The organism is Rothia sp. LK2588 (assembly GCF_040946465.1).
In the GTDB taxonomy this organism is placed as follows: domain Bacteria; phylum Actinomycetota; class Actinomycetes; order Actinomycetales; family Micrococcaceae; genus Rothia.
In genome coordinates, this window is record NZ_JAYWLS010000001.1 from 694,223 (window position 1) to 715,279 (window position 21,057).

Annotated in this window: 22 protein-coding genes and 1 tRNA gene; 21 read left to right on the forward strand and 2 right to left on the reverse strand. The window is 60.0% G+C overall.

Annotated elements, in window-relative coordinates:
- The 19 genes from VVR12_RS03310 (at position 1) to VVR12_RS03400 (ending at position 17,546) form a co-directional block, all read left to right on the forward strand.
- Complete coding sequence (locus VVR12_RS03310) at positions 1-1,305, forward strand: phage major capsid protein (RefSeq protein WP_368549693.1); 1,305 nt, start codon at positions 1-3, stop codon at positions 1,303-1,305.
- A 35-nt stretch (positions 1,306-1,340) separates the two neighbouring features.
- Positions 1,341-1,493, forward strand: a complete 153-nt coding sequence (locus tag VVR12_RS03315) for a hypothetical protein (RefSeq protein WP_368549694.1) — start codon at positions 1,341-1,343, stop codon at positions 1,491-1,493.
- Positions 1,494-1,514: 21 nt separating this feature from the next.
- Positions 1,515-2,072 (forward strand): hypothetical protein, encoded by a 558-nt coding sequence (locus VVR12_RS03320; RefSeq protein WP_368549695.1) that lies wholly within the window; start codon positions 1,515-1,517, stop codon positions 2,070-2,072.
- Complete coding sequence (locus tag VVR12_RS03325; protein WP_368549696.1) at positions 2,069-2,428, forward strand: hypothetical protein; 360 nt, start codon at positions 2,069-2,071, stop codon at positions 2,426-2,428. The genes VVR12_RS03320 and VVR12_RS03325 overlap by 4 nt, the downstream gene beginning before the upstream one ends.
- Positions 2,425-2,673 carry a hypothetical protein gene (locus VVR12_RS03330; RefSeq protein WP_368549697.1) on the forward strand — a complete coding sequence of 83 codons (249 nt, stop codon included), beginning with the start codon at positions 2,425-2,427 and terminating at the stop codon, positions 2,671-2,673. Before VVR12_RS03325 ends, VVR12_RS03330 begins: the two co-directional genes overlap by 4 nt.
- 4 nt (positions 2,674-2,677) lie before the next feature.
- Positions 2,678-3,076, forward strand: coding sequence for a hypothetical protein (locus tag VVR12_RS03335; protein ID WP_368549698.1), 399 nt, complete (start codon positions 2,678-2,680; stop codon positions 3,074-3,076).
- Positions 3,077-3,122: 46 nt separating this feature from the next.
- On the forward strand, positions 3,123-3,779 hold the full coding sequence (locus VVR12_RS03340) for a hypothetical protein (protein WP_368549700.1): 657 nt from the start codon (positions 3,123-3,125) through the stop codon (positions 3,777-3,779).
- Positions 3,780-3,933: 154 nt separating this feature from the next.
- Entirely contained in the window at positions 3,934-4,302 is a 369-nt protein-coding gene (locus tag VVR12_RS03345) for a hypothetical protein (RefSeq protein ID WP_368549701.1), read from the forward strand.
- A gap of 131 nt (positions 4,303-4,433) precedes the next feature.
- On the forward strand, positions 4,434-4,697 hold the full coding sequence (locus VVR12_RS03350; RefSeq protein WP_368549702.1) for a hypothetical protein: 264 nt from the start codon (positions 4,434-4,436) through the stop codon (positions 4,695-4,697).
- A 108-nt stretch (positions 4,698-4,805) separates the two neighbouring features.
- Positions 4,806-9,320: a hypothetical protein gene (locus tag VVR12_RS03355; RefSeq protein ID WP_368549703.1), complete on the forward strand. Its 4,515-nt coding sequence runs from the start codon at positions 4,806-4,808 to the stop codon at positions 9,318-9,320.
- Positions 9,321-9,323: 3 nt separating this feature from the next.
- Positions 9,324-10,217 (forward strand): hypothetical protein, encoded by an 894-nt coding sequence (locus tag VVR12_RS03360; RefSeq protein ID WP_368549704.1) that lies wholly within the window; start codon positions 9,324-9,326, stop codon positions 10,215-10,217.
- A 10-nt stretch (positions 10,218-10,227) separates the two neighbouring features.
- Complete coding sequence (locus VVR12_RS03365; protein WP_368549705.1) at positions 10,228-11,106, forward strand: hypothetical protein; 879 nt, start codon at positions 10,228-10,230, stop codon at positions 11,104-11,106.
- Positions 11,106-12,206, forward strand: a complete 1,101-nt coding sequence (locus VVR12_RS03370) for a hypothetical protein (RefSeq protein WP_368549706.1) — start codon at positions 11,106-11,108, stop codon at positions 12,204-12,206. The genes VVR12_RS03365 and VVR12_RS03370 overlap by 1 nt, the downstream gene beginning before the upstream one ends.
- Before the next feature lie 6 nt (positions 12,207-12,212).
- On the forward strand, positions 12,213-14,906 hold the full coding sequence (locus tag VVR12_RS03375) for a hypothetical protein (RefSeq protein WP_368549707.1): 2,694 nt from the start codon (positions 12,213-12,215) through the stop codon (positions 14,904-14,906).
- 13 nt (positions 14,907-14,919) lie between these two features.
- Positions 14,920-15,054: a hypothetical protein gene (locus VVR12_RS03380; RefSeq protein WP_368549709.1), complete on the forward strand. Its 135-nt coding sequence runs from the start codon at positions 14,920-14,922 to the stop codon at positions 15,052-15,054.
- Positions 15,055-15,519 (forward strand): carbohydrate-binding protein, encoded by a 465-nt coding sequence (locus VVR12_RS03385; protein ID WP_368549710.1) that lies wholly within the window; start codon positions 15,055-15,057, stop codon positions 15,517-15,519.
- A gap of 27 nt (positions 15,520-15,546) precedes the next feature.
- On the forward strand, positions 15,547-16,080 hold the full coding sequence (locus VVR12_RS03390) for a hypothetical protein (protein ID WP_368549711.1): 534 nt from the start codon (positions 15,547-15,549) through the stop codon (positions 16,078-16,080).
- A gap of 66 nt (positions 16,081-16,146) precedes the next feature.
- A complete protein-coding gene (locus tag VVR12_RS03395; RefSeq protein WP_368549712.1) occupies positions 16,147-17,091 on the forward strand; it encodes an N-acetylmuramoyl-L-alanine amidase in 945 nt (314 codons plus the stop codon).
- Positions 17,091-17,546, forward strand: a complete 456-nt coding sequence (locus VVR12_RS03400; RefSeq protein ID WP_368549714.1) for a hypothetical protein — start codon at positions 17,091-17,093, stop codon at positions 17,544-17,546. The genes VVR12_RS03395 and VVR12_RS03400 overlap by 1 nt, the downstream gene beginning before the upstream one ends.
- 184 nt (positions 17,547-17,730) lie before the next feature.
- Here the strand turns inward: VVR12_RS03400 and VVR12_RS03405 are convergent.
- Together VVR12_RS03405 and pyk are read right to left on the reverse strand one after the other, a co-directional pair.
- Positions 17,731-17,810, reverse strand: a tRNA-Leu gene (locus VVR12_RS03405).
- Positions 17,811-17,989: 179 nt separating this feature from the next.
- Positions 17,990-19,474 (reverse strand): pyruvate kinase, encoded by a 1,485-nt coding sequence (pyk, locus tag VVR12_RS03410; RefSeq protein WP_368549715.1) that lies wholly within the window; start codon positions 19,472-19,474, stop codon positions 17,990-17,992.
- 361 nt (positions 19,475-19,835) lie between these two features.
- Between pyk and VVR12_RS03415 the strand changes: the two genes are divergently transcribed.
- Both VVR12_RS03415 and VVR12_RS03420 read left to right on the forward strand, forming a co-directional pair.
- Entirely contained in the window at positions 19,836-20,414 is a 579-nt protein-coding gene (locus VVR12_RS03415) for a flavodoxin domain-containing protein (protein WP_368549716.1), read from the forward strand.
- 18 nt (positions 20,415-20,432) lie between these two features.
- Positions 20,433-21,002 carry a flavodoxin domain-containing protein gene (locus VVR12_RS03420; RefSeq protein ID WP_368549717.1) on the forward strand — a complete coding sequence of 190 codons (570 nt, stop codon included), beginning with the start codon at positions 20,433-20,435 and terminating at the stop codon, positions 21,000-21,002.
- Positions 21,003-21,057 lie beyond the last annotated feature (55 nt).

A 21,057-nucleotide genomic window follows, 5' to 3' on the forward strand; every position in this document is an offset into this window, starting at 1 on the left:
ATGTCTCAGAACGAAGCCCCGTGGGTCGCCAAACTTAAGGCTGCCCGTGACATCGCCGCCACCGCAGAAGGTGCGCAGCGTGAACTCACAGAAGACGAGCGTAAGAACATCAGCAACCTCGTCGCTGACGCGAACAACCTGCAGGCGAAGGCCCGCGCGGAACGTAAGACCCGCGCTGACCTCGAACAGGTCGAGGCGATGCTGGCTGAGGAAGAAGCCGGTGAGATCAACAAGAAGGCCCTGGACGGTGCGACCCTGGGCGGTAAGTCCGCGGGTATGACCCTCGGCGAGCGCTTCACCAAGTCGAACGAGTACAAGTCTCTGATGGCCGCTCACCCGGCTGGTATTAGCCAGAAGTCGTCGGTGCAGATGGGTACCGTGCAGGTTCCCGGCGGTATGAAGGCTCTGTTGACTTCCGGTGGGCAGACCTCCGGTGACGCCGGCACCTTGGTGTCCCCGCAGCAGTTGGGCTTGCAACCGTACCCGTATGTGGCTCCTAAGCTACGTCAGGTCATCACCCAGGGCACCACCAACTCTGACAAGGTCGAGTACGCGCAGGTCGTTCCGACTGTGGCCGCCGCCGGTACTACCAACGCCGCGAAGGGCGTCAAGGAGTCCCCCGCGACCACCGGCTCGGTCGGTGTGAAGCCCGAGTCCGCGCTGGCGTTCCGTAAGGCTTCTGCCGACGTGATCACCATCGCTCACTGGATGCCGGTCACGAAGAAGACCCTCTCTGATGCTGGGCAGATCCGCACCATCATCGACAATTTCCTCCGCCAGGGCCTGGAAGAGGAAGTTGAGCGTCTGATCCTCAACGGTGACAAGGACGCCCCCACCAAGGGTGAGGAAGAGTGGGACGGGATCCTGAAGACCTCCGGCCTGCAGAACCAGACTTTTGATGGTGACGCGCCGCGGACTATCCGCCGCGCGATTAGCAAGGTCACCAAGCTGGGAGCGACCGTGAATTCCGTGCTGGTCTCCCCCGAGCTGGATGAGGAGCTGGATCTTTTGAAGGACAGCACCGGACGTTACCTCGGTGCCGGCCCGTGGTCTCAGGGTCCGGGCACGATCTGGGGTCGCCCCCGCGTGGTGGTCCCTGCCCTGTCGGGTACGGGGAAGTTCATTCTCGGTGACCTGTCCACCTGTGTCCTGTGGGACCGTGAGCAGGCGACGATCACCGCGACTGACTCTCACGCGGACTTCTTCATCCGTAACCTCGTTGCCGTCCTGGCAGAGATGCGAGCCGCGTTCGGCATCATCAACCCGTCCCTGCTGGTCGTCGGTGAAGAAAAGGCCGCCGGCTAAGGACTAGATCACCTTTTGAGAGGAGTTGACCCATAGTGGCTGAAACCAAGATGGAGATCATCGACGGTGTCCGTTATAAGCCCGCTGACGCGCAGCGTGTGCGTGATCGTAAGGCTGAGGCGGAACCGCCGAAGAAGCGCGCGTCGGGTAAGAAGACCGACGAGTCTACCGAACCGACCGAGAACTAGAAGGAGGGGTGAGGGTATCTCATGAGTGAGAACGTTTACCTTTGCGAACCGGCGACGGTCGCTGAGACAGCTAATCGCTACTACGGAGGTGACCTCACCCCCGATTCCGGACAGGTGCAGGAAGCGTGCGCTCGTGCCACCGCGAAGTTCCGCTCCTCGATCCGTCACCATTTGACGGAGCAAACAGGCCTGCGGCTTGTTCTCGATGGTACGGGCACACGCTACCTGCGGTTACCGGTCCTTGAACCAGTGATCCGGTCTGTGACTGTATGTGGGGCCCTCACCGAACCGGTGGGGGTCTCACCGTATGGTCTGCTGGAGTTCTCCTCCCCGCTGCCGCCTACGTTGGGTGCTGTCGTGGTGGAATTGGAGCGGTGCGGGCTGGAGCATGTGCCGGAGGAAGTGTCGGCGGCTGTGATGGTCGAAGCTGTGATGGCTCTGGGACGCACCCCGGGTGTCCAGTCTGAGACCGTGGGCGCTGTCTCAGTATCCTACGGCGCGACCGGCGTCGTCGGGGTGCGTGAACAGTGGCAGGAAGCCGTCGAAAACTACCGCATCAGGGTAGGTGACCGGGCATGATCCCCTTCACCAATGGTCGGCTCATCATCCGACGCCCCACCCAAGTCCTCGACCACGGTACATGGATCCCCGATTTTGAAAACTTCGAAGAAGTCCCCGCCGGCCGGTACTCAATACAACCCGCCCTCGGCGGTGAAGACCACGACAGGTCCATAGCGGTAGAAGCCGAATGGGTCGCCTATGGGGACGCCACCCCCATCATCCACGCAGACGACGAGGTGAACATCAGCTTCGACACCGGCGAGACCATCACCGGGTTGCAGGTCATCGGCCCCGCACGGGCATGGAACATCACCGGGGTTGGCCTGAAACACCACATGGTTCAGCTCAAACGTCGAGGAGGTGACCCCGCATGACCGGTGAAATCATCGCGGTAAAGATTAACTCGCAGGCGGCGCGTTCCATTCTGAAATCCGATGCGGTCAAAGCCGACCTTCTGGCCAGGGCCGAGCGGATTAAGAAACGCGCCGGGGACACCGGGTACGCCGTGGACGCCCGCAACTCCCCCAACCGGTCCCGTGTGGAGGTAGCGGCCGTGACCCGGGCGGCGATCACCCGAGAATCCCAGCAAGGGCCCCTCCGCCGCGCAGTAGGAGGCTAACCCCGTGTTCCACTACCTGCCTGACGCTGAGGACGCGATCCTCACCAAACTCTCCGGGGAACTACCTGGTGTCCTCGTCGCTACCCGCGAACCGGCTACCCGCCCCACTGAATGGGTACGGCTTTACATCGGTGGCGGCGGTGACGCCCCAGTCCCCGTGCATGAGCGGTTCACCGTGACCGTGGAAACCTGGCACAAATCCCGCGAATCGGCAGCGGCGGCGTTAGCGAACAGGATCCGAACAATCCTCGCCGGCTGGGGTTTCCAACGAGGCCAGACCCTCACCTCGGATGGGGTGACCGCCCGGATCATCACCGTAGCCGCGCCCCGACCCGTTTCTTATCCGCCTGGTGACGGCTGGTCACGGTACACCGCGACCTACCAGTTCACCGTCTCGCATTAGACACCAACCCAGTCCTAACAACCAACCCTTTTGAGGAGCATCTCTGATGGCTATCCCCGTAACCGGTATTGACCACCGCGACGCTGACAACGCCCACGCGTGGGGCGACGACGAAACCGACGTCTGGCTCGGTATTAACAAGCTCGGGCAGGAACTCGTCCTGCCCCGCAACGCTGCGCAGGCAGCCGCGTTCCTGAAGAACATTAAGCCCTTGGGCTGGCTCGGTGAGGACGGCGTGCCCATCGACACCAGCATCGACTCCACCGACTTCACCGCGATGCAGGGATCCGCTGTGATCAAGACGAAGATCACCAAGGTCGATCGCTCGTTCAAGGTGCAGGCCCTGGAAGAGAACACCCGCGTCACCACCCTGTACTGGGATCACGGTGTGCCCCGTGCTGTGGCCGAAGGTGAATCGCTGGTGGACCTGCCCGCGACCATGAAGACCATTAACTGCTGGGCAGTCCTGAACTTCGTGGAAGGTGACTACTGGAAGATTTACGTCTTCCCCTCGGTAGACATCACCGACCGCGGCACCCTCGACCACGCGAACTCGAACCTGTCGATCTACGAGATGACCGCGAAAATCAAGAAGGCCGGCTGGATGATCACCAACAACCCGGCCTACATGGAGGACATGACCCCGGAGCAGAAGACTGACTTCGCTGCAGCTGACCCGGGCAATTCCCTCATCTCCGGCTAGAAACCTCTTCTTTTCTAGGCCACCCATGCTGGTGTCCTCCGACGCGTAACCCCACATTTCATAACGGGTTGGTGATCCACGCGTCGGAGGGCACCCTAAACACCCTTCTTGAGGATTACCAGCCCACCCGTAACCATTGTTTAGGAGCACCAACATGGCAACCCCTTCCAAGACCAACAACGGCCGCACCAAGGCGAACACCGCAAAAGCACGCGCACGCTCAGCAGGTGCGACCATCCCCACCGACCACCAGACCGCATCCAACGACGTCACCGCTGACGTTGTCGAGTTCGAATACGACGGCCACGTCTACCAGGTCGACACCGACAAGTTCGACGACCTCGACATCATTGACACTCTTTCCGTCTCCATGGGGCGCGGCCTGCGCATGCTCCTGGGAGCTGATGAGTACAGCCGTCTGCGTGAGAACTTCAAGGCCTCCGACGAGCAGGGCGTATTCCGCTTCTCCAAGGCCCAGGACTTCTTCAACCGTATGCAGGAAGCCGTGGGCCCTTTGGTCTAATCCTCGCCCTCTGGTACCTCCTCCACGAACACGGGACAGCGTTGGAAGCTGATTTCCACCGCTTCTACCAGATCGACCTAGCAGACCTCTACCGGGGGACGCTCGGGGCGAGGAAGGCAGCAGTGCTCGCCATGCACTTACCGCCCGATTCGGCGACCATGCGAGCTGAGGGCGGTAATGCGTCACTGACCGGCGTGGAACACCAGCTGCGGGCGATTAACCACCGCTTGGATTTGGTGTTGTACCAGAACGGTGGCGCGAAAGGCTCGGCGCCTGCGGAGCCGAAGGAACCAGAGACGCATATGCAGGCACGTCAACGGCAGGAACGCCTACGACGTCGCGCGGCACGGCACGCCAACATCGGCGGCGGCGAGCGCAAAACCATAACCCCATAGTGACCGGGTGCCCGGCGGCGGCAGAAGAAGGAGCCACGTTCCCCCTTTTCTGCCGCCGCTTCTTTATATCCAACCCCCAGTTTTTCTGATCTTTTGTGAGGGAGCATCATGGCGACCAGTGACCGCGTTGAACTAGCACAGGCCTATGTATCCCTCATCCCTACTATGCGCGGCATCACCCGTGGTGTGGAACGTGAGCTAGGTGGGGTGTACGTCCCGGCGGCCCGTAAGGTCGGTCAGGACATGGGCCGGGAAATGGGTACCGGCATCGGCGCCGGTATCACCGCCCCAGCCACACGCTCCACGGGGGTGACCTTTAAGAATCTCGGCGCTGAGATCACCTCGAATTTCGCCCAGAAACTAGACCTCGGCGGCGTCGTCAAGGTTCAGACGCAGAAGGTCACCGATCAGGCGAAGATCATGACCGGCGCCTTTGTCTCCGGGTTCCGGGACGCTCAGGCGGCGCAATCCACGTTCAGCGGGTACCTGGGTACCGCCGGCGGCGCTGTCCGCACCTACGCCGATATCATGGCCCGCCCAGGCCAGAACTTCGTCTCCGGGTTCCGGGACGCCCAAGCCGCGAACTCATCGTTCACCGGGTATTTGGGGACCCTCGGTGGGGCTACCCGTAAGGTCGCCGATACGATGTCCCGCCCGGGTCAGAACTTCGTGTCCGGGTTCCGGGACGCGCAGGCCGCTAACTCGTCCTTCACCGGCTTTTTGGGTAGCACTGGTGGGCGTGTGCGGGACTTGGCGGACACCATGATCCGCCCCGGTAATAACTTCGTGCAGGGCTTCCGTAGCGCTTCGGCTGCGCAATCCTCATTCACCGGCGTGATGGGCACTTTCGGCGGTGCCGTCCGGACCACCTACGACACCGCAAGCGGGCACATCACCGGGTTCAAGAACCGGGTAGGTGCCGCATGGAAAGAAATCCAGGACGGCTCCGGGCCTGCCGGTAAAGAAGCAGGGACCCGGTTCGGAACAGGCCTTACGGACGCGCTCAAGGTCACCTTGGCTGGTGCTGGTGTTGCTGGTATCGCCACCGGGTTCATGAACGCGGTGACGAAGGCCGGCGACTTGGAGCAGTCTATCGGCGCGGTAGACGCCGTCTTTAAGCAGTCCAGTGGTGTGATGCACGGGTACGCTCAGGACGCCGCGACCACCGTCGGTATCTCCCAGAACGCTTACAACGAATTCGCCTCCCGCCTGGGTGCCTCGCTGAAGAACGCCGGCACCCCCATGGATGAGCTGGCAGGTAAAACCAATGACCTGATCACCATGGGCGCGGACTTGTCGTCGATGTACGGCGGTACCACGGCTGAAGCTGTGGACGCCCTGTCTGCTGCCCTGCGTGGTGAGATGGACCCGATCGAGCGTTACGGTATCAGCCTCAACGACGCCGCGCTGACCGCTGAGGGCCTGTCGATGGGCATCAAGAAAGCCGATGGTGCCTTCACGAACCAGCAGAAACAGCTGATCGTGATGAGCCTGCTGCAGAAACAATCCGCAGACGCTACCGGCAACTTCAACCGTGAGCAAGACACGTATGCCCACAAGGTGCAGGTCGCTAAGGCGCGCCTTGAGGATCTGACCACGGCTACAGGTCAGCGGTTCTTGCCGGTGATGACTGACCTGATGGGGTGGATCCTTGATAAGGGTATCCCCGCGTTTGAGGAGTTCGGCGGCGGTATCACGGCGTTCGGCGCCGCATGGAACGCTTTCGACGGTGACATCACTTCATCCGGGTTCCCCGGTTTCATGGAGGCCGCCGCGTTCAATATCCGCTCGGTCTATGAGGCCGTCGTCGGTTCAATGGACTACTGGGGGCCTTTCGCTCTCGGTATCGGCGCCGTCGCCGGAGCGCTCGGGTTGGCTGTTGGTGCGATGACCCTCTTTAACAGTGTTCAGGCTGCAGCGCTGGGTGTGAAAACTACCTGGCTGATTCTCACCGGCGCCCAAGAAGGCGCCCTCTGGGGATTGACCGCTGCGCAGACGGCGGCGCTGTGGCCTATCACGCTCATGGTGGTAGGTATCGGTCTGCTCGTGGGCGCCCTCATCCTGGCCTATAACAAGGTCGGGTGGTTCCGGGACATGGTGGACACCGCCTGGGCGTGGATCCAGCAGACGACAGCTTCGCTGGTGTCCTGGTGGACCACCGTTGCGTGGCCTGCGATTCTGAATGGTCTGCAGTGGATTGGCGACAAGTTCGTCTGGCTCTGGCAGAACGTCGCGGTCCCGGCGTGGGGATTCATTCAGTCCGCGATCAGCTCGTTTATTGATTGGTGGACTGGTACGGCGTGGCCGGCGATCACTATGGCCGCCCAGTGGATCGGTGACAAGTTCGTCTGGTTGTACCAGTCTGTGATCGTCCCGGTCTGGGACTGGATTACCTCCACTATCGGCGGGTTCATCGGCTGGTGGACCGGGACGTTTGTCCCCGGCGTCCAAGCCGCCGCGGATACTCTCGGGTCAATCTTTAACTGGATTTACACCGGCATCATTCAGCCGGTGTTCACCGCGATCCTTGTCGTGGTGACCATGTTCGCCGCGGCCCTGATGACTCTCTGGCAGGGAATCTCCTGGGTCGTGCAGAATCTGGTAGCCCCGGTTTTCACCTGGCTGTACGAGAATGCTATCCGCCCCGTCTTCGACTGGGCGCAGGCGCGCATCCAAGGGTTCGTCCTCTGGTTCCAGACCGTCGCTGTCCCCTGGGTCTCCACAGCGCTAGAGAGCGTGAAGCTTGCCTTCCAGTGGATGTGGGACAAGGTCAACGCTGTCTTCTCCTGGGTATCCACCCGGATCCAAGGATTCCTAGACTGGTTCAACAGCGTCGCGCTGCCTTTCGTCCAACTGGTCTTGAATAACATCAAGCTGGAATTCCAATGGCTGGCGGATAAGGTCACCGCCGTGTGGAACTGGATCTCCGGGAAGATCAGTTCTACCTGGTACTGGGTCCGCGACAATATCGGCTACCCCATGGGTGTTTTCCTTCGGGACAACGTTGGTGGGGCCTTCCAGTGGTTGGCTGACAAAGTCACCAACGTGTGGAACTGGATCTCAGGCAAGATCAACTCGGCCTGGAGCTGGGCCCGCGACGTTGTCCTCGCCCCTGCCTCCGGGTGGTTGAAGAACACCTTCGGTCCGGTGTGGGATTGGCTGCGGGATAAGGTCGGGGCTGTGTTCGATTGGATCGGTTCTAAGATCCGGAACACGACCGACTGGATCCGAGATCACGTCCTCACCCCGCTGGGGAACTTCCTCCAGAACAATGTTGTTGATTTCTTCCAACGCACCAAGGACGGTATCGGGAAAATCTGGGACGGCCTGAAAGAGACCGTCAAAGCCCCGATCCGTTTCGTTGTTGACACCGTCATCAACGGTGGGCTGATCAAGAACTACAACAAGCTCAACGATTTCTGGCATGGCGGGGACATTGGAGAGATCTCTACTGGCTTCGCCCGTGGCGGTATCCTCCCCGGTTACCAAGCGGCCAAGAAGGACGAGATCCTTACCCCGATGCGTAAGGGAGAAGGTGTCCTCGTCCCCGAAGCTGTGCGAGCGCTCGGCGCTGACTTCATTCATGGGGTCAACGGCGCCGCGAATTCTGCCGGTATCGGTGGAGCCCGTAAGTGGATGCGCACTAAGGGCGCAGCGGCCGGTTGGGTCGGTGGTGAAGTGTTCACCGGAGGCGCTCCGCTGTCAGGTCCATCAGGTATCTGGGGCGGGTTACAGCACCAGATCGCGGCCACTGGTCGTCTTTATATCCCCCGTCAAAACGTGCTTGGTGTGAACACTGAGGACGTGGCGAAGGCGTGGATGGGGCGGTCTGCCGTGGATATCCGCATGGGAGCAGGTTCACCGTCGGTCACGTTCGGTACGGGCACGGCCGGCCCTTGGGGCTTCAACAACGGGTCCCGTATTGAGATTAACCCGTCGTCACCGGCGAATATGCGGCTAGCGATTCTCCGCCACGAGCTCGGTCACGCTTTGTCCTTGCACCACACCACAAACTCGGGGTCGATCATGCATCCTTCCATTGCTGGTGTTCGTGTCCCCTCCGGGTTGGATTACGGTTCCCTGGTGAGGGCATGGGGCGCTCCCGGCGCTGGTGTCAAAAAGTATGACGTGTCTGATAGCGGCGGCGGCTTTGACCTGATGGGAATGATCGGTGAGAAGTTGACCGGGTTTACCGATAAGGCCATTGAAGCGGCTAAATCGAAGTTTGAGGATAACCGCTTCGTGGAGGCTCCCATTGGTGTTGCTAAGAAAACCGTTGAAGGGTTCGTCGATCTAGCGAAGAAGAAGCTCATGAGCGTTGGCGGGTTCGCCCGCGGCGGCATTGTGGGCTTGGACTCCCCGACCGTCTACGACGGTGGAGGCTGGTTGAAGAACACCGGTAAGGCGCAGCTGGTGGAGCACCGTAAGCGTAAACCCGATGCGGTGTTGTCCTATGAGGACTGGTCTGCGATCCATACGGCCGCTCAGTCCGTGGTGGACGGACGCTCCGGCGGGTTCGGTGACATCCACTTCACCATGAATAACGACCCGGAGCGCACCGCTGAGCAGACGGTGAAGCGGGCCGCGGAACAGTTCATATTCGAAATGGAAGGAGCCTTCTAGGCCATGGCTATGGACGATTCCCGGCTCGTGCGGTCTGCGACCCTCACCCAGGGTGACTGGTCGTTGACGATGAACACTCACGCCTCCGAAACAGCCCCGTATCAGCCCCTGCTGCAGGAGTTGGACGGCTGGTACGGGGGCGTGGGTGTTTCCGCCCAAAATGAGCAGCGGAAACTCGGACACGGTGTTTTCCCGGAACCGTCCTTGCGGACGGGCCGGCAGATCACTCTCGGCGGGCTGTTCTTCTTTGGCAGTGAGGCCGACCGTACCGTGGGTGACAGGTTTATCTCCGGGATCCTGTGGGACGGTGAGTTCGCTGATTTGACCGTGGATGTTGGTGGTGTTGAGACGCTGACGGCGCGTGTGAAGTTGGACGGCGAAATCAAGCATAAACCGATCGGGGACGACGGGATCCAGTGGGAGGCCCCGCTCTTCGCCCCTGACCCGTTCCTGTACGCACCAGCGCGCACGTATCAGGTGTTCCCTGCTGGGTTTGGTGAGGGCCTTCAATACCCGCTTTTTGCCACAAAGAAGAACGCTGATGGTGTACCCGTGCTGGATTGGGGCAAGGGTGCGCCGGTGGGTGGCGCTTTCGGGAATCAAGGGAACGCCACCGCGTACCCGGTATTCACGGTGCAAGGATCGTGGCCAGCAGGGTTCGACATTGTCACTAATGGGCGAACGATCTCGTACCCGGCTCCGGTTGACCCGTCGTCACCTGTGGTGATCGATAACCGCGAAGGTTCGGTCATGTCTTCGGGGTATGACCAAACCTATCGGCTGACCTCCCGCGACTGGGTGGAAGTCTCTCCGGGGGAATCTATCCAGCCCCGCATTATCGCCCATGCGCCCTCGAACGGGTGGCTGGATATTCAACTATCTGATACTTACATTTAGGAGTGACCCAATGGCTGTTGGCTTCGGCGTAAGCCCCGACCAAAACGGAAATTCAACAATGCCGGAGGACATCCAGGCGATCACCTCAGCCGAGTATATCTGGGCTGGAATCTTGACCGGTTGCGACGTGCAACCAACATCGAGCATGTCGTACAAGATCACTGCCGGCGCGGTCGTGATCGCTATTGATGCGTTCCATAAGGTCAAGGCCCCGGTGTTGGCTCAGACTGTCCCCACGCCTGCGGCGCCTGCGACAGGCTCACGCACTGACATCATCTATGTGAAGCAGAACTTCCCGGCCTCGGACGGGAACAACGCAGTGATCGTGGGAGTGGGGACCTCACTGCCTGCTAATGCGGTGGAGATCGGGCGGCGCACCGTTCCCGCTGGGGCGACCTCAACGAACCAAACCACCGTCACCGGTAACCGTATCAACACCCGCCCGGTTGGTGGTTCGTTCGGTGTCCTCTTCTCAGCGGTGGACACGGACGGCACGGAGCACGCCCCAGGGCAAGTCCTCACTCGCGGTTCAGGGTCATTCAATCTATGGACGGACTCTGATGTTGAGCTGAAACTCTCATCGTGTATCTCAGCATCGGATAGCGTATCAGGGCAACAGCTCGACGAGGTCGGGTCGGTGTTCTACAAGATTTATGTCGATGATGTGCTTCAGTACACCTGGGAGCGCCGCTTCGACCGTGTCTGGGAAAGTAAGGAATTCTCCCGCGTGGTGACCCTAGATCAGGGGCGACACACGGTGAAGTACACCGCGGAAACACGCTGGTACCCGTCGGGTAACTCGGGTAAGTGGAAGGTGCGCTACGGCGGACCGAACAAATTCAGCGGTGACGATTTCCGCGTGATCCATCGAGGGGTGGCAACGCTCTGATGAAGACCGGCTGGCACCTCTATTCCCTACTGACAACCACTGGGGAGGTCGGGTCAGAACTTGACCCGACCTCCGGGTCGTGGTCCATTGAGCTCAATAAGACGGAAACGATCCAGACCACGGTCAAGAAGTCCGAGCTGAGACGGCGTCAGGAGAAATGGTGGCACCCGTGGTCCGGTGGCCTGCTGCTCACCTTCACCAGCGACGATGGTGTGGAACGCCCTATTGTGGCGGGACCAATCACTGATTGGGGTACCGAAACGCGGGACGAGCTGGCTTTGTCAGGTGCCGGCATCCGAGCAATCTTTGAGTACCGCACCGTCTGGGCTGACCTGGCCTACAAGGATATGACCTACGGTGATATCGCGTGGGCACTTGTCCAACACGGCATGGATAAGCCCGGCGGGTCACTGCCTGTCGTGCATGGTATCCCGCCTGAGTCTGGCCGCTACCAGCGAACCTACGAGAAGTGGAACCTGCAGAACAACACAATCGACAAGCGCTTGACCGAGCTGTCTGAGGTCATTGCTGGCCCAGACATCATGTTCCGCCCACAGTGGGTAGATAACACTCACCGGCGTATCGAATGGGTGCTCGTGCACGGTACCGCGCTCTCCCCGTATATCCCCCAGGATTGGCAGCCTGACTTCGATACCACTGCTGCCGCCTCCGGGGTGCAGTCACCCTCCCTCCGCTCCACAGGTAAAAGCCTGCGCACACGTATCTGGTACACCGGGTCCGGAGAAGGGGAAGGGATTGTGAGGGAATACGCCGAAGACCTCACCGACCTAGAAGAGGGTATGCCCTTCCTCGAAGAGGTCTTCTCCGACTCTGACCAAGACACCCCAGAGGTACTGAGGAGTAAAGCCGGCGGGGCGCTGGCCACGGCATCTCACATGGTTGATCAGGTCACGTTCTCAGTCCGCGCCAACTCCACTAAGACGCCCTGGGGTTCTTATTTTGTGGGTGACACCGCGTCGGTGACGCTCAAGGGCTGGATCAGCGTCCCGGACGGTACACGGAACATGCGGATCATCAAAGCAAACGGGGGCCTAGATATGGCCGTCACGTTGGATTTTCAGGAAGCAGTATGGAAGTAGAACATCATGGTGGGTTATAAAGACCAGCGCCCCACACGCAGGGACAGCTTGATTAAGCGTATGTCCCAGCGTGTGGATAATAAGCAGACGGTGCCGCATGGTGTGAAGGTCGCCCGCCCGTATGAGGCGACCGTGTACCAGGACACTTCGGGTGGGTCGTGGCGGTGGGACGGGGACACCGTGGCCTCTTTTGATTCCCGTATCCAGGCGGCCAGGGACGCAGTGGACGCGGCGAAGGCTCGCCTGGATAAAGCCGAAGCCGACCTGACTGCAGCATCCGGGCGCATCGATACCACGAACTCGGATCTGTCCGCTCTGGATACCCGGGTAACCCAAGCCCAAGCCGATCTATCGACGGCCCAACAAGACCTGAACCAAGTACAGTCCGATGTGTCAGCCGTAGAGTCCGCAGTCACAACTGTCGACCAGAAAGCTACCACCGCACAATCCTCAGCGGACGCGGCAAGCAAAGCCGCCCAGGACGCCTCATCTGTGGCGGCCACCGCTGACCAAAAAGCAACGACCGCACAATCAACGGCGGACGCGGCGAAGTCAGCTGCAGCTACCGCCGATCAGAAGGCCCTGGACGCTGCGGGACTGGCCGGGTCGAAGGGCAAAGTCATCTATCAGGTGACAGCCCCGACTGGGTCGAACGCTGCAGCGGCGAACCTGTGGATCCGGTCCACCGATAACGTCCCCTTTACCTACGATGCGACGGCGGCGAAGTGGGTCCCGGTCACCGACCAGACTGCAAAAGACGCAGCCACCGCGGCCGCCGCGGCACAGACAGCGGCGAACACTGCCCAGGCGGCTGCGGATAAAGCGCAGGCGGACGCGACGAAGGCGATCAATGACGCCGCCGCCGCGGCCTCCACAGCCCAACAGGCGCAGGTTGCCGCGGGGAACGCCCAAAAATCAGCTGATGGTAAAAACGTGGTTCAGTACGGCACCGTGACTCCACCACCTAACCTAGGTGTAAAAGCTGGCGACACATACTATTACGTGGGCAGTGATTACCGGATTATCGAGGTGTGGTCCTGGAACGGGTCGAACTGGACCAGACGCAAGATTGAGGCCGCTCAGTTGGCTAATCTCGACGCCGGGTACATTACCTCCGGGTACCTGGACGTGGCCAAGCGTATCCAGGCCGGTTCCATTTTCGCGGACAAGCTCACCATTGGTCTGGGCGATAACATCATGCCACCGGTGAAGCCCACAGCTAATATGCCCGGTGTCCCCGCGGGGACGGTGGTGGCCGGTGGCATGGGGTCTAGTTATGCCGTGAAGGTACCAGCGTCTACTTCATCAAATGGGTACTACCTTGCATCACCCACCGCCGGTGATTACTTACTCAGTATCGAGCCGTTCACTCAGTACCGTGCCGCTGTGTACGCGAAATCAGCGACGACGGCCACCGCGGCTCTGTACGTGCGCTTTGTGGACTCGACGACAGGAACATGGTCGTTTGGCACGCCGTCGAACATTCCTGTGCCGGTTGGTACATCGTGGACTCTAGTGAGTGGCACGTTCACCCCACCGAACGATGGCAAGACCTACGACAAGGCTTACATCGGGCTGTATGCACCGTTGACTCATGATAGCGAGGTGTTCTTCAGCGATCCCAGCCTCCGGCAGATGAAAGACGGCTCACTCATCGTCAATGGCAGTATCACGGGCGACCAGATCAACGCGAACAGCGTCACAACTAAGGTCGTCAACACGATGGACGCCAACATGAAGCGGCTCATCGTCACCGAAGACGCCCTACTCAACAACGCAACGTTCCTGGGAACCACAGTCGCAGACCAGCTCAACGTCCGCAAGTTGATCCGCGGCCGCGACGCTATCATCTCAGGCACCCTCGACGTCACGCAGCTAAATGTCACCGGGGAGATGTCCGCCGCGATCGTCAACGCCATGGATCTCACGGCTAAAAAGCTGGTGGTCACCGATGAGACGATCATGAACCGCGCCACCATCGTGGAAGGGATCATCACCCCCGAGATCGTAGCGACCCGTGTAAACTCCGCGTTGGTGACCGGTAGCGTCATCCAAACCTCATCGGCCGCGTCAACCGGAGTGAAGATCGACTCGAACGGGTACAAAGCCTACGACAGCAACAACCGGCTCTCCGTGGACCTCAACGGGAAGTCGAACCTCATCACTGGAATGCTGCAGACATCCACCACGGAGGAGAACGTCGGCCGCGTTGTCGTCGGCCTCAACGGTGCCGGAGCGATCGACCTCTATAAAGGTAACGTCACCACCCACGGCGCGATCTGGTACTCAGAAGTCGGCACGGATTATTCACCGGGCGGGTCGCTGAAAATTCTCGGCGTGCCCGGGAGCGTGGTGGCTAATGATACCCCAGGGTTCTACATCAACCCCGGGCGTGGGTCAGTGGATATACGCGGTTCCCTGGAGCGTAATGGCCAAGCGAAGAAGTTCACCCAATACGAAAACCCAGGCATCGCAGGCGGGGGCTACGTCGATTTCACCATTACCTGGCCGGAGGCATTCCCCATCGGGACTGTGCCCTTCATCGCGGTCTCCCCGTCGAACGCCAATAAATGTGAAATGTCCTGGGTCGTGCTGACCCAGGATCGCTTCGGTGCGACCATCCGCCTGGTGAATAACGTATCCACACGAGGTACCGGGTATGTCTGGGCGCGTGTCACCGGTGAAGCCTACAACCAATAAGTAAGGAACCCTCATGAATCAAGAACAGCTAGAGGCGAAGGTCGCCTACCTCACCCAAGAAGTCAACCAGTTACGTGATGCTCTCTTGGATGCCCGGATCCTGGCCGGTGACATCAAGCTGGCCAACACCACCGAGAAGGAGTCCTAAATGGCTACTGCTATTGACCTGACCACCTATACCACTGACGAGCTGGTGGAGCTTTCCCGCGCTATCGAGTCCGAGTACCAGCGTCGGCGCATCATCGAGACCGCTAAAGAGCAGCAGGAGAAGATCGCTGAGCAGTACGCTGAGGCGGTCAAGTCTGAACCGGCTAAGGAGTTCGCACCTGGGTCTGTTGTTGGCCCCGGTGAGAAGATCGTCCATGGCGGCAAGGAGTACGTGAATGTCTCTGGTGCTTTCCTGTCGGTATCGCCTGAAGACTACCCCATGGGTTTCCAGCTGGCTGAGGCACCGAAGGCTGAGACCGTCCCCGCGTGGGACCCGAACGGGCATTCCTACCAGGTCGGTGACCAGCTCTCCTACCAGGGCACCGTATACAAGGTGATCCAGGCTCACACCTCAGCCGCTCATTGGACACCGGATACTGTAGCGTCCCTCTACGCTAAAGCCTAAAACTTCTAAAACAATGGACGAGAGAGCATGGAAAGTATTCCTCCAACCCCCAAGCCCACGCCTGTTCTCATCCCCAACGGATCCCCGCTGGACTACTCCAGAACCGGCGTTGTCTGGCTAGACATGACCATCGACGTGGCCGTCTGCGCGGTTGTCGTAATCGTCGCAGTCACCACCGCATACCGGGTCTTCCTCAAACCAAAGATCGACGTGATCCTCGCCAGCGCCAACCGCGCAGCAGAAAACTCAGCTGTCGCCCGGGCTCACACCGAGAACAACCACGCCGGGGCCCCTAACCCTAACCTCCGTGACGACTTGGACGCCAAGCACACCGAAGTCTTGAAGAGATTGGATCAGGTCACTCACACGATGGTGAGGTACCAGGAGCGAACGGACGCGGAGCTAGGGAACATCAACAAGACCCTGATCGCTGACCGTGAGGAAACCCGGGCGGTACGGCAGGAACTTAACGATCACATCCGGCAGAAGGCGGGGCTGGAGCAACGCGTGATGAAGATCGAGTGTGATCTCGAAGATCACCGCGAAAACACCGAGGGCTGAGAGGCCCTCTTTTCTTTTACCCCGGGCCACACCTGGCCGGGGCCCTAACCATCAGAGGAGAAACCCTTGTACCTCACCGACCTTGTGGACAACCTCCGCGCCTACACAGCCCCCGACGGGTCCAAACTCACCGTCATCGAAACCGACGGGTGGAAAAACCGCACCTGGGACAGCAACGGCATGGCCGGCAACGTCGGGGTGCTCTGGCACCACACCGCCACCGCCTCCGTCTCAACCATGACCAGCGGCGCCCCCACCCTGAGCATGTGCATGAACGGCCGCTCCGATCTCCCCGGCCCCCTGGCGAACATCGTCTTCGGGCGTGGAGGCGAGGTGTACGTAGTGGCAGCAGGGCAGGCCAATCATGCCGGTCGCGGTTCTATCGACGGTGCCTACGAGAACATGGGCAACTACTACCTGATTGGTATCGAGATGGAATCCGCCGGGACCTATGACGACTGGACCGAGGCCCAGCGCCGCGTAGCCCCCTACCTGGGAGCCGCCCTGGATGAGGCGTATTCCGGCGGCGGGATCTACTACCAGGTAGGGCATAAGGAATACAGCTATGAGGGGAAGATCGACCCCGCGTACTGGAACATGGACACTTTCCGTAACGAGATCAACGACATCCTGACCGGGAACACCCCGGCGCAGGTAGCAAGCACAGAAAGCGAGAACACAGCAATGTTGGATGAGAAGATCAAGAACCAGCTGACCGGTGGGTGGACCACGACCCGTACTGAGGTCGGTTGGCTGCCGAAGAACTTCCAGCGGCTGATGGAGGGCATCAGCAACATCCGCTTGGAGGTTTTCAACCAGAAGATTTTGAAGCAGGGCGTGACGCAGCCGAAGGGTGAGACCACCTCCCTCGGCCTTGAGGTGTCCTACCTGGCGGATAACTTCAAGCGCCTGTTCAACTCGGCGACCGCTATCATCCAGGCCCTGGCCCGGGTGGAGAAGAACCAATCGGAGATCCTGGCCCGCCTGGACAAGTTGGACGGGGGTAAGTGATGAAAAAGGTGGATTGGGCTGGTGTGCGTCGGTGGGGGTATGTGGTGGCCGCCGCCGGTATCCCGTTGCTAGTCGCCTACGGTATCGTGACCGCCGATAAGGCCCCGTTGTGGGTCGCTTTCGCCGGTGCCGCTTTGGGGTTCCCTATCGCGGCGATGAATACCCATTCGAGTGCGTTGGCCAATGAGGTCGCTACTCGTGTGCAGGCGCGGATCCCTTCGGCTGCTGAAGTTGCTGACAAGGTGGTGGAGGCTTCCCCGGTGGTGGAGGTACCTTCGGCTGTTGAGGTCGCCCAAGAGGTCGCGCAGGTTGCCCCGACTGCTCAAGTGCCGTCTGTTGATGAGGTGGCGTCGAAGGTTGCTAAGAGGGTGGCTGATTGGCGACCTTCACCGATAGCACCGGTTTCGGGCGCGTCGGGTGCTGATGTGTTGGATCCTGGCGTGCGGAGTGAGTGAGGCCCGCACGTTGGTCGTGTAGATTAGTTGGTTGCCCCTTTCATCCGCTTTTTGGTGGGTGGGAGGGGCGCCTTTTTTGTTTAAGTGGTGCAGGAGGTGTGCAAGGAGGTGTGCAGGTGGGTTTTGTGGGGGTAAAAGTATAGCCCCTGACTAGTTTTGTTTCATCTAGTCAGGGGCTTTTTTGTGCCCAAGGTGGGACTCGAACCCACACTCCTAAGAACCGCATTTTGAGTGCGGCGCGTCTGCCAATTCCGCCACTTGGGCTAGTTTTGACGCCAACGGATTTAACCGCTCAAGCGTGAAAACACTTTGTCTAGTATACACCGCTGGAGCCACAGATAAAAATCAGCCTTAAAGGCCGGAGGCTCCCGGCCCAGGACTGTGCCAGGGTCGGGAGCCTCATCGAGGTCAAGGCGGGTCATACCCCGCCGACTTGAGAGGGCTTAGACTTCGTCCAGGCCGTCGCGCCACGGGCCGAGCTTTTCGCGCTCTTCGGGCAACACCGCACCGGCGTCGTCCAAGTCTCCCACGCGGTGAACCTTGAGGAGGTTGGTGGATCCTGCCACGCCCGGAGGCGAACCGGCCGCCATCACGATCAGGTCGTTGGGCTGGGCGATGCCACGGGTCAGCAAGAACTTATCGACCAGACCGGTCATCTCATCGGTCGATGCAGCAAACTCAGTCTGTACGGTCTGCACACCCCAAAGCAGTGCCAAGAACGCGCGCACCTTCGGGTCCGGAGTGAAGGCGATAACGGGCTTGGAAGGACGCAGTCGGGCCAGACGTCGCACGGTGTCACCGGACTGGGTGAAGGCGGTGATGTAGTCGACGTTGAGCTGTTCCGAGATGGCCACAGCAGCACGGGTGATGGCGCCACCGCGGGTCTTCGGAGTGGTTCCCAGCGGAGCGACGCGGTACAGGCCGCGCTCCTCGGTGGACTTCACGATGCGAGCCATGGTCTGGATCGTGATGATCGGGTACTTACCCACCGAGGTTTCACCGGAGAGCATCACGGCGTCAGCACCATCGAGGATAGCGTTAGCGCAGTCCGAGGCCTCGGCGCGGGTCGGGGTGGGGTTGTTGATCATGGTCTCGAGCACCTGGGTCGCCACGATCACGGGCTTGGCCCAGCGACGAGCGAGTTCAATGGCTCGTTTCTGCACCAGCGGAACTTCCTCGAGGGGGAACTCCACGCCCAGGTCACCACGGGCCACCATGATGCCGTCGAACTTGTCGACGATGTCTTGCAGGTTTTCCACGGCCTGCGGCTTCTCGACCTTGGCGATAACGGGCAGGTGAATGCCCTCTTCTTCCATGATCTCGTGAACGCGCAGGATGTCTTCGCCGGAGCGCACGAAGGACAGCGCAATGATGTCGACGCCTAGGTTCAAGGCGAAGCGCAGGTCGCGCTCGTCCTTTTCAGTGAGAGCCGGGATGGAGACCGCCACGCCGGGCAGGTTGATGCCCTTGTGATCCGAGACCGGACCGCCGACCACCACGCGCGTGGTGATATCGGTGTCAGTCACGGAGATTGCTTCGAGACGGATCTTACCATCATCAATGAGGAGAGTGTCACCCTCCTTCACATCACCGGGCATGTTCTTGAAGGTGGTGCCACAGATCTCTTGGGTACCTTCGACGTCGCGGGTAGTAATGGTGAAAGTGTCACCGGGGCTTAGCACCTCGGAGCCGTTCTTGAACGTTTCGAGGCGAATCTTAGGGCCCTGCAAGTCGGCCAAGATTGCTACGTTGCGGCCGAGGTTCTTGCTCTGCTCGCGAATGTTGGTGTACGACTGCGAGTGGACGTCGTGATCTCCGTGGCTCATATTCAAACGAGCAACGTTCATGCCCGCTTCGATGGCCTCCGCGATCTTCTCGGGAGACGAGATAGCCGGGCCGATAGTACAAACAATTTTAGCGCGTCTCATGCATCAAACCTTAGTCAGTTCAGCGGTGCTGCTGGAAGGGGTACCGACTGCTCAATCCCGACTGTCCCTGACATCAGGGATGAAGGGTGGTTATGTATCAAGCCCAATCGAATCCAGATTAACAGTCAGATTCCAACAGCTTTACCCCTAGTATAGGCCAATTTCTGTGTTTTTCGTAGGGGTTTTGGCCAATCCAAAACCTGAACAAATGTTAACCAACAAAAACACACATCCCCGTGTGGGGTGCCAGCTTCCCCATCGTCGTCGGCGGTCATAGCATAATTAATTGGAATGCTCACCGAGCAATGCGTACAGTGGTGAGCACATTGAGCAATCCTTCTGCAAGGAGTCAACCTTCATCATGAGCAACCCCAATGTAGTCATTCTCTACGGCTCCAACTACGGCTTTACCGAACGGTATGCAAACTGGATCGCAGAAGACGTCCGTGCCCTGCCCTCCTCCCCCGAGGTCAAACTGAGTTCCATCGCCGAGGCCACCGACGAGCTCATCGCCTCCGCGGACGTCCTCGTAGTGGGAGCCAGCTACCTCGGCGGGTTCCTCACCGGGGCGCCCACGCTCCGCAAAAAGCGCGAAGCCATACTCTCCGTGACTCACCGCATGTTCTACACCGTGTGCTTCAACGGTCTCGCCGTGTACCCGCGCGAATACCTCGACCAGCGCGTGATGAAGTCTTATAAGGAGGACGTGGCTGGCGGTTGCCCCACCTATCACTTCCGCGGTGGCCTTGATCTCTCGCAGATGACCAAGACCCATAAGACAGTATTGGCCGGCGTGAAAACCGCCTACAAACTCAAGCCCCACGCCAACCAATACGACAAACAGATGATCGAGTCCTATGAAAACGGGGGCGGTGACTTCACCAACCGCGACGATATCGCCCCGCTGGTGCAAGACATCGCGAAGGCCCTCGAAGACTAGGAACGAAAGGGGTCAATGATGAGCAAGCACGTTGTGATCCTCTATGGGTCCCAGTACGGTTCCACCCGTCGCTATGCCGAATGGATCGTTCAGGACCTTTCGGCAGGCGCCGTGGACATCACAGCTGAGGCCATCGCCATCGATGCCGTCTCACCGGAGTCCGTCACCGCAGCGGACGCGATCATCATCGGCGCCAGCGACTACGGCGGGTCGCTAACCGGCGCTGATCGGCTCACCGACCTGGCATCGGCGCTCAGAAACACCCCTCGCGTCTTCTTCACGGTGTCGTTCTCCGGCCTGGACGGCGCAACCCAAGAAAAACTCGACGGGGTGGTCGCCAAGAACTTCGGCGAACTTGCGGAAGGGTGCCCCGCCTACCACTACCGCGGGGCCCTCGACCACACCCAGTTGAGCTTCAAACACAAGGCGGCGATGGTGGGTATCCGTACGGCTATCAAGGCCATTCCGCAGAAGAACACGGCCAATCGCCAGATGCTCGAGAGCTTCGAGAAGCAATCCGTGGATTATAGCGATCGTCAAGCCATCGCACCCCTGGTCACCGAGGTTAAGCGGTTGATCGCTAAATAATTCGCGCCACCGCCTCAATACGCCATCGGGCGGGAGTCCTGCAAGATTCTCGCCC

Coding starts and splice junctions, on each gene's coding strand:
- VVR12_RS03415 (WP_368549716.1), top strand. CDS start 19,836: ATGAGCAACCCCAATGTAGTCATTCTCTACGGCTCCAACTACGGCTTT.
- VVR12_RS03420 (WP_368549717.1), top strand. CDS start 20,433: ATGAGCAAGCACGTTGTGATCCTCTATGGGTCCCAGTACGGTTCCACC.
- VVR12_RS03310 (WP_368549693.1), top strand. CDS start 1: ATGTCTCAGAACGAAGCCCCGTGGGTCGCCAAACTTAAGGCTGCCCGT.
- VVR12_RS03350 (WP_368549702.1), top strand. CDS start 4,434: ATGCACTTACCGCCCGATTCGGCGACCATGCGAGCTGAGGGCGGTAAT.
- VVR12_RS03330 (WP_368549697.1), top strand. CDS start 2,425: ATGACCGGTGAAATCATCGCGGTAAAGATTAACTCGCAGGCGGCGCGT.
- VVR12_RS03325 (WP_368549696.1), top strand. CDS start 2,069: ATGATCCCCTTCACCAATGGTCGGCTCATCATCCGACGCCCCACCCAA.
- VVR12_RS03400 (WP_368549714.1), top strand. CDS start 17,091: ATGAAAAAGGTGGATTGGGCTGGTGTGCGTCGGTGGGGGTATGTGGTG.
- VVR12_RS03365 (WP_368549705.1), top strand. CDS start 10,228: ATGGCTGTTGGCTTCGGCGTAAGCCCCGACCAAAACGGAAATTCAACA.
- VVR12_RS03355 (WP_368549703.1), top strand. CDS start 4,806: ATGGCGACCAGTGACCGCGTTGAACTAGCACAGGCCTATGTATCCCTC.
- VVR12_RS03375 (WP_368549707.1), top strand. CDS start 12,213: ATGGTGGGTTATAAAGACCAGCGCCCCACACGCAGGGACAGCTTGATT.
- VVR12_RS03385 (WP_368549710.1), top strand. CDS start 15,055: ATGGCTACTGCTATTGACCTGACCACCTATACCACTGACGAGCTGGTG.
- VVR12_RS03370 (WP_368549706.1), top strand. CDS start 11,106: ATGAAGACCGGCTGGCACCTCTATTCCCTACTGACAACCACTGGGGAG.
- VVR12_RS03340 (WP_368549700.1), top strand. CDS start 3,123: ATGGCTATCCCCGTAACCGGTATTGACCACCGCGACGCTGACAACGCC.
- pyk (WP_368549715.1), bottom strand. CDS start 19,474: ATGAGACGCGCTAAAATTGTTTGTACTATCGGCCCGGCTATCTCGTCT.
- VVR12_RS03360 (WP_368549704.1), top strand. CDS start 9,324: ATGGCTATGGACGATTCCCGGCTCGTGCGGTCTGCGACCCTCACCCAG.
- VVR12_RS03345 (WP_368549701.1), top strand. CDS start 3,934: ATGGCAACCCCTTCCAAGACCAACAACGGCCGCACCAAGGCGAACACC.
- VVR12_RS03320 (WP_368549695.1), top strand. CDS start 1,515: ATGAGTGAGAACGTTTACCTTTGCGAACCGGCGACGGTCGCTGAGACA.
- VVR12_RS03380 (WP_368549709.1), top strand. CDS start 14,920: ATGAATCAAGAACAGCTAGAGGCGAAGGTCGCCTACCTCACCCAAGAA.
- VVR12_RS03390 (WP_368549711.1), top strand. CDS start 15,547: ATGGAAAGTATTCCTCCAACCCCCAAGCCCACGCCTGTTCTCATCCCC.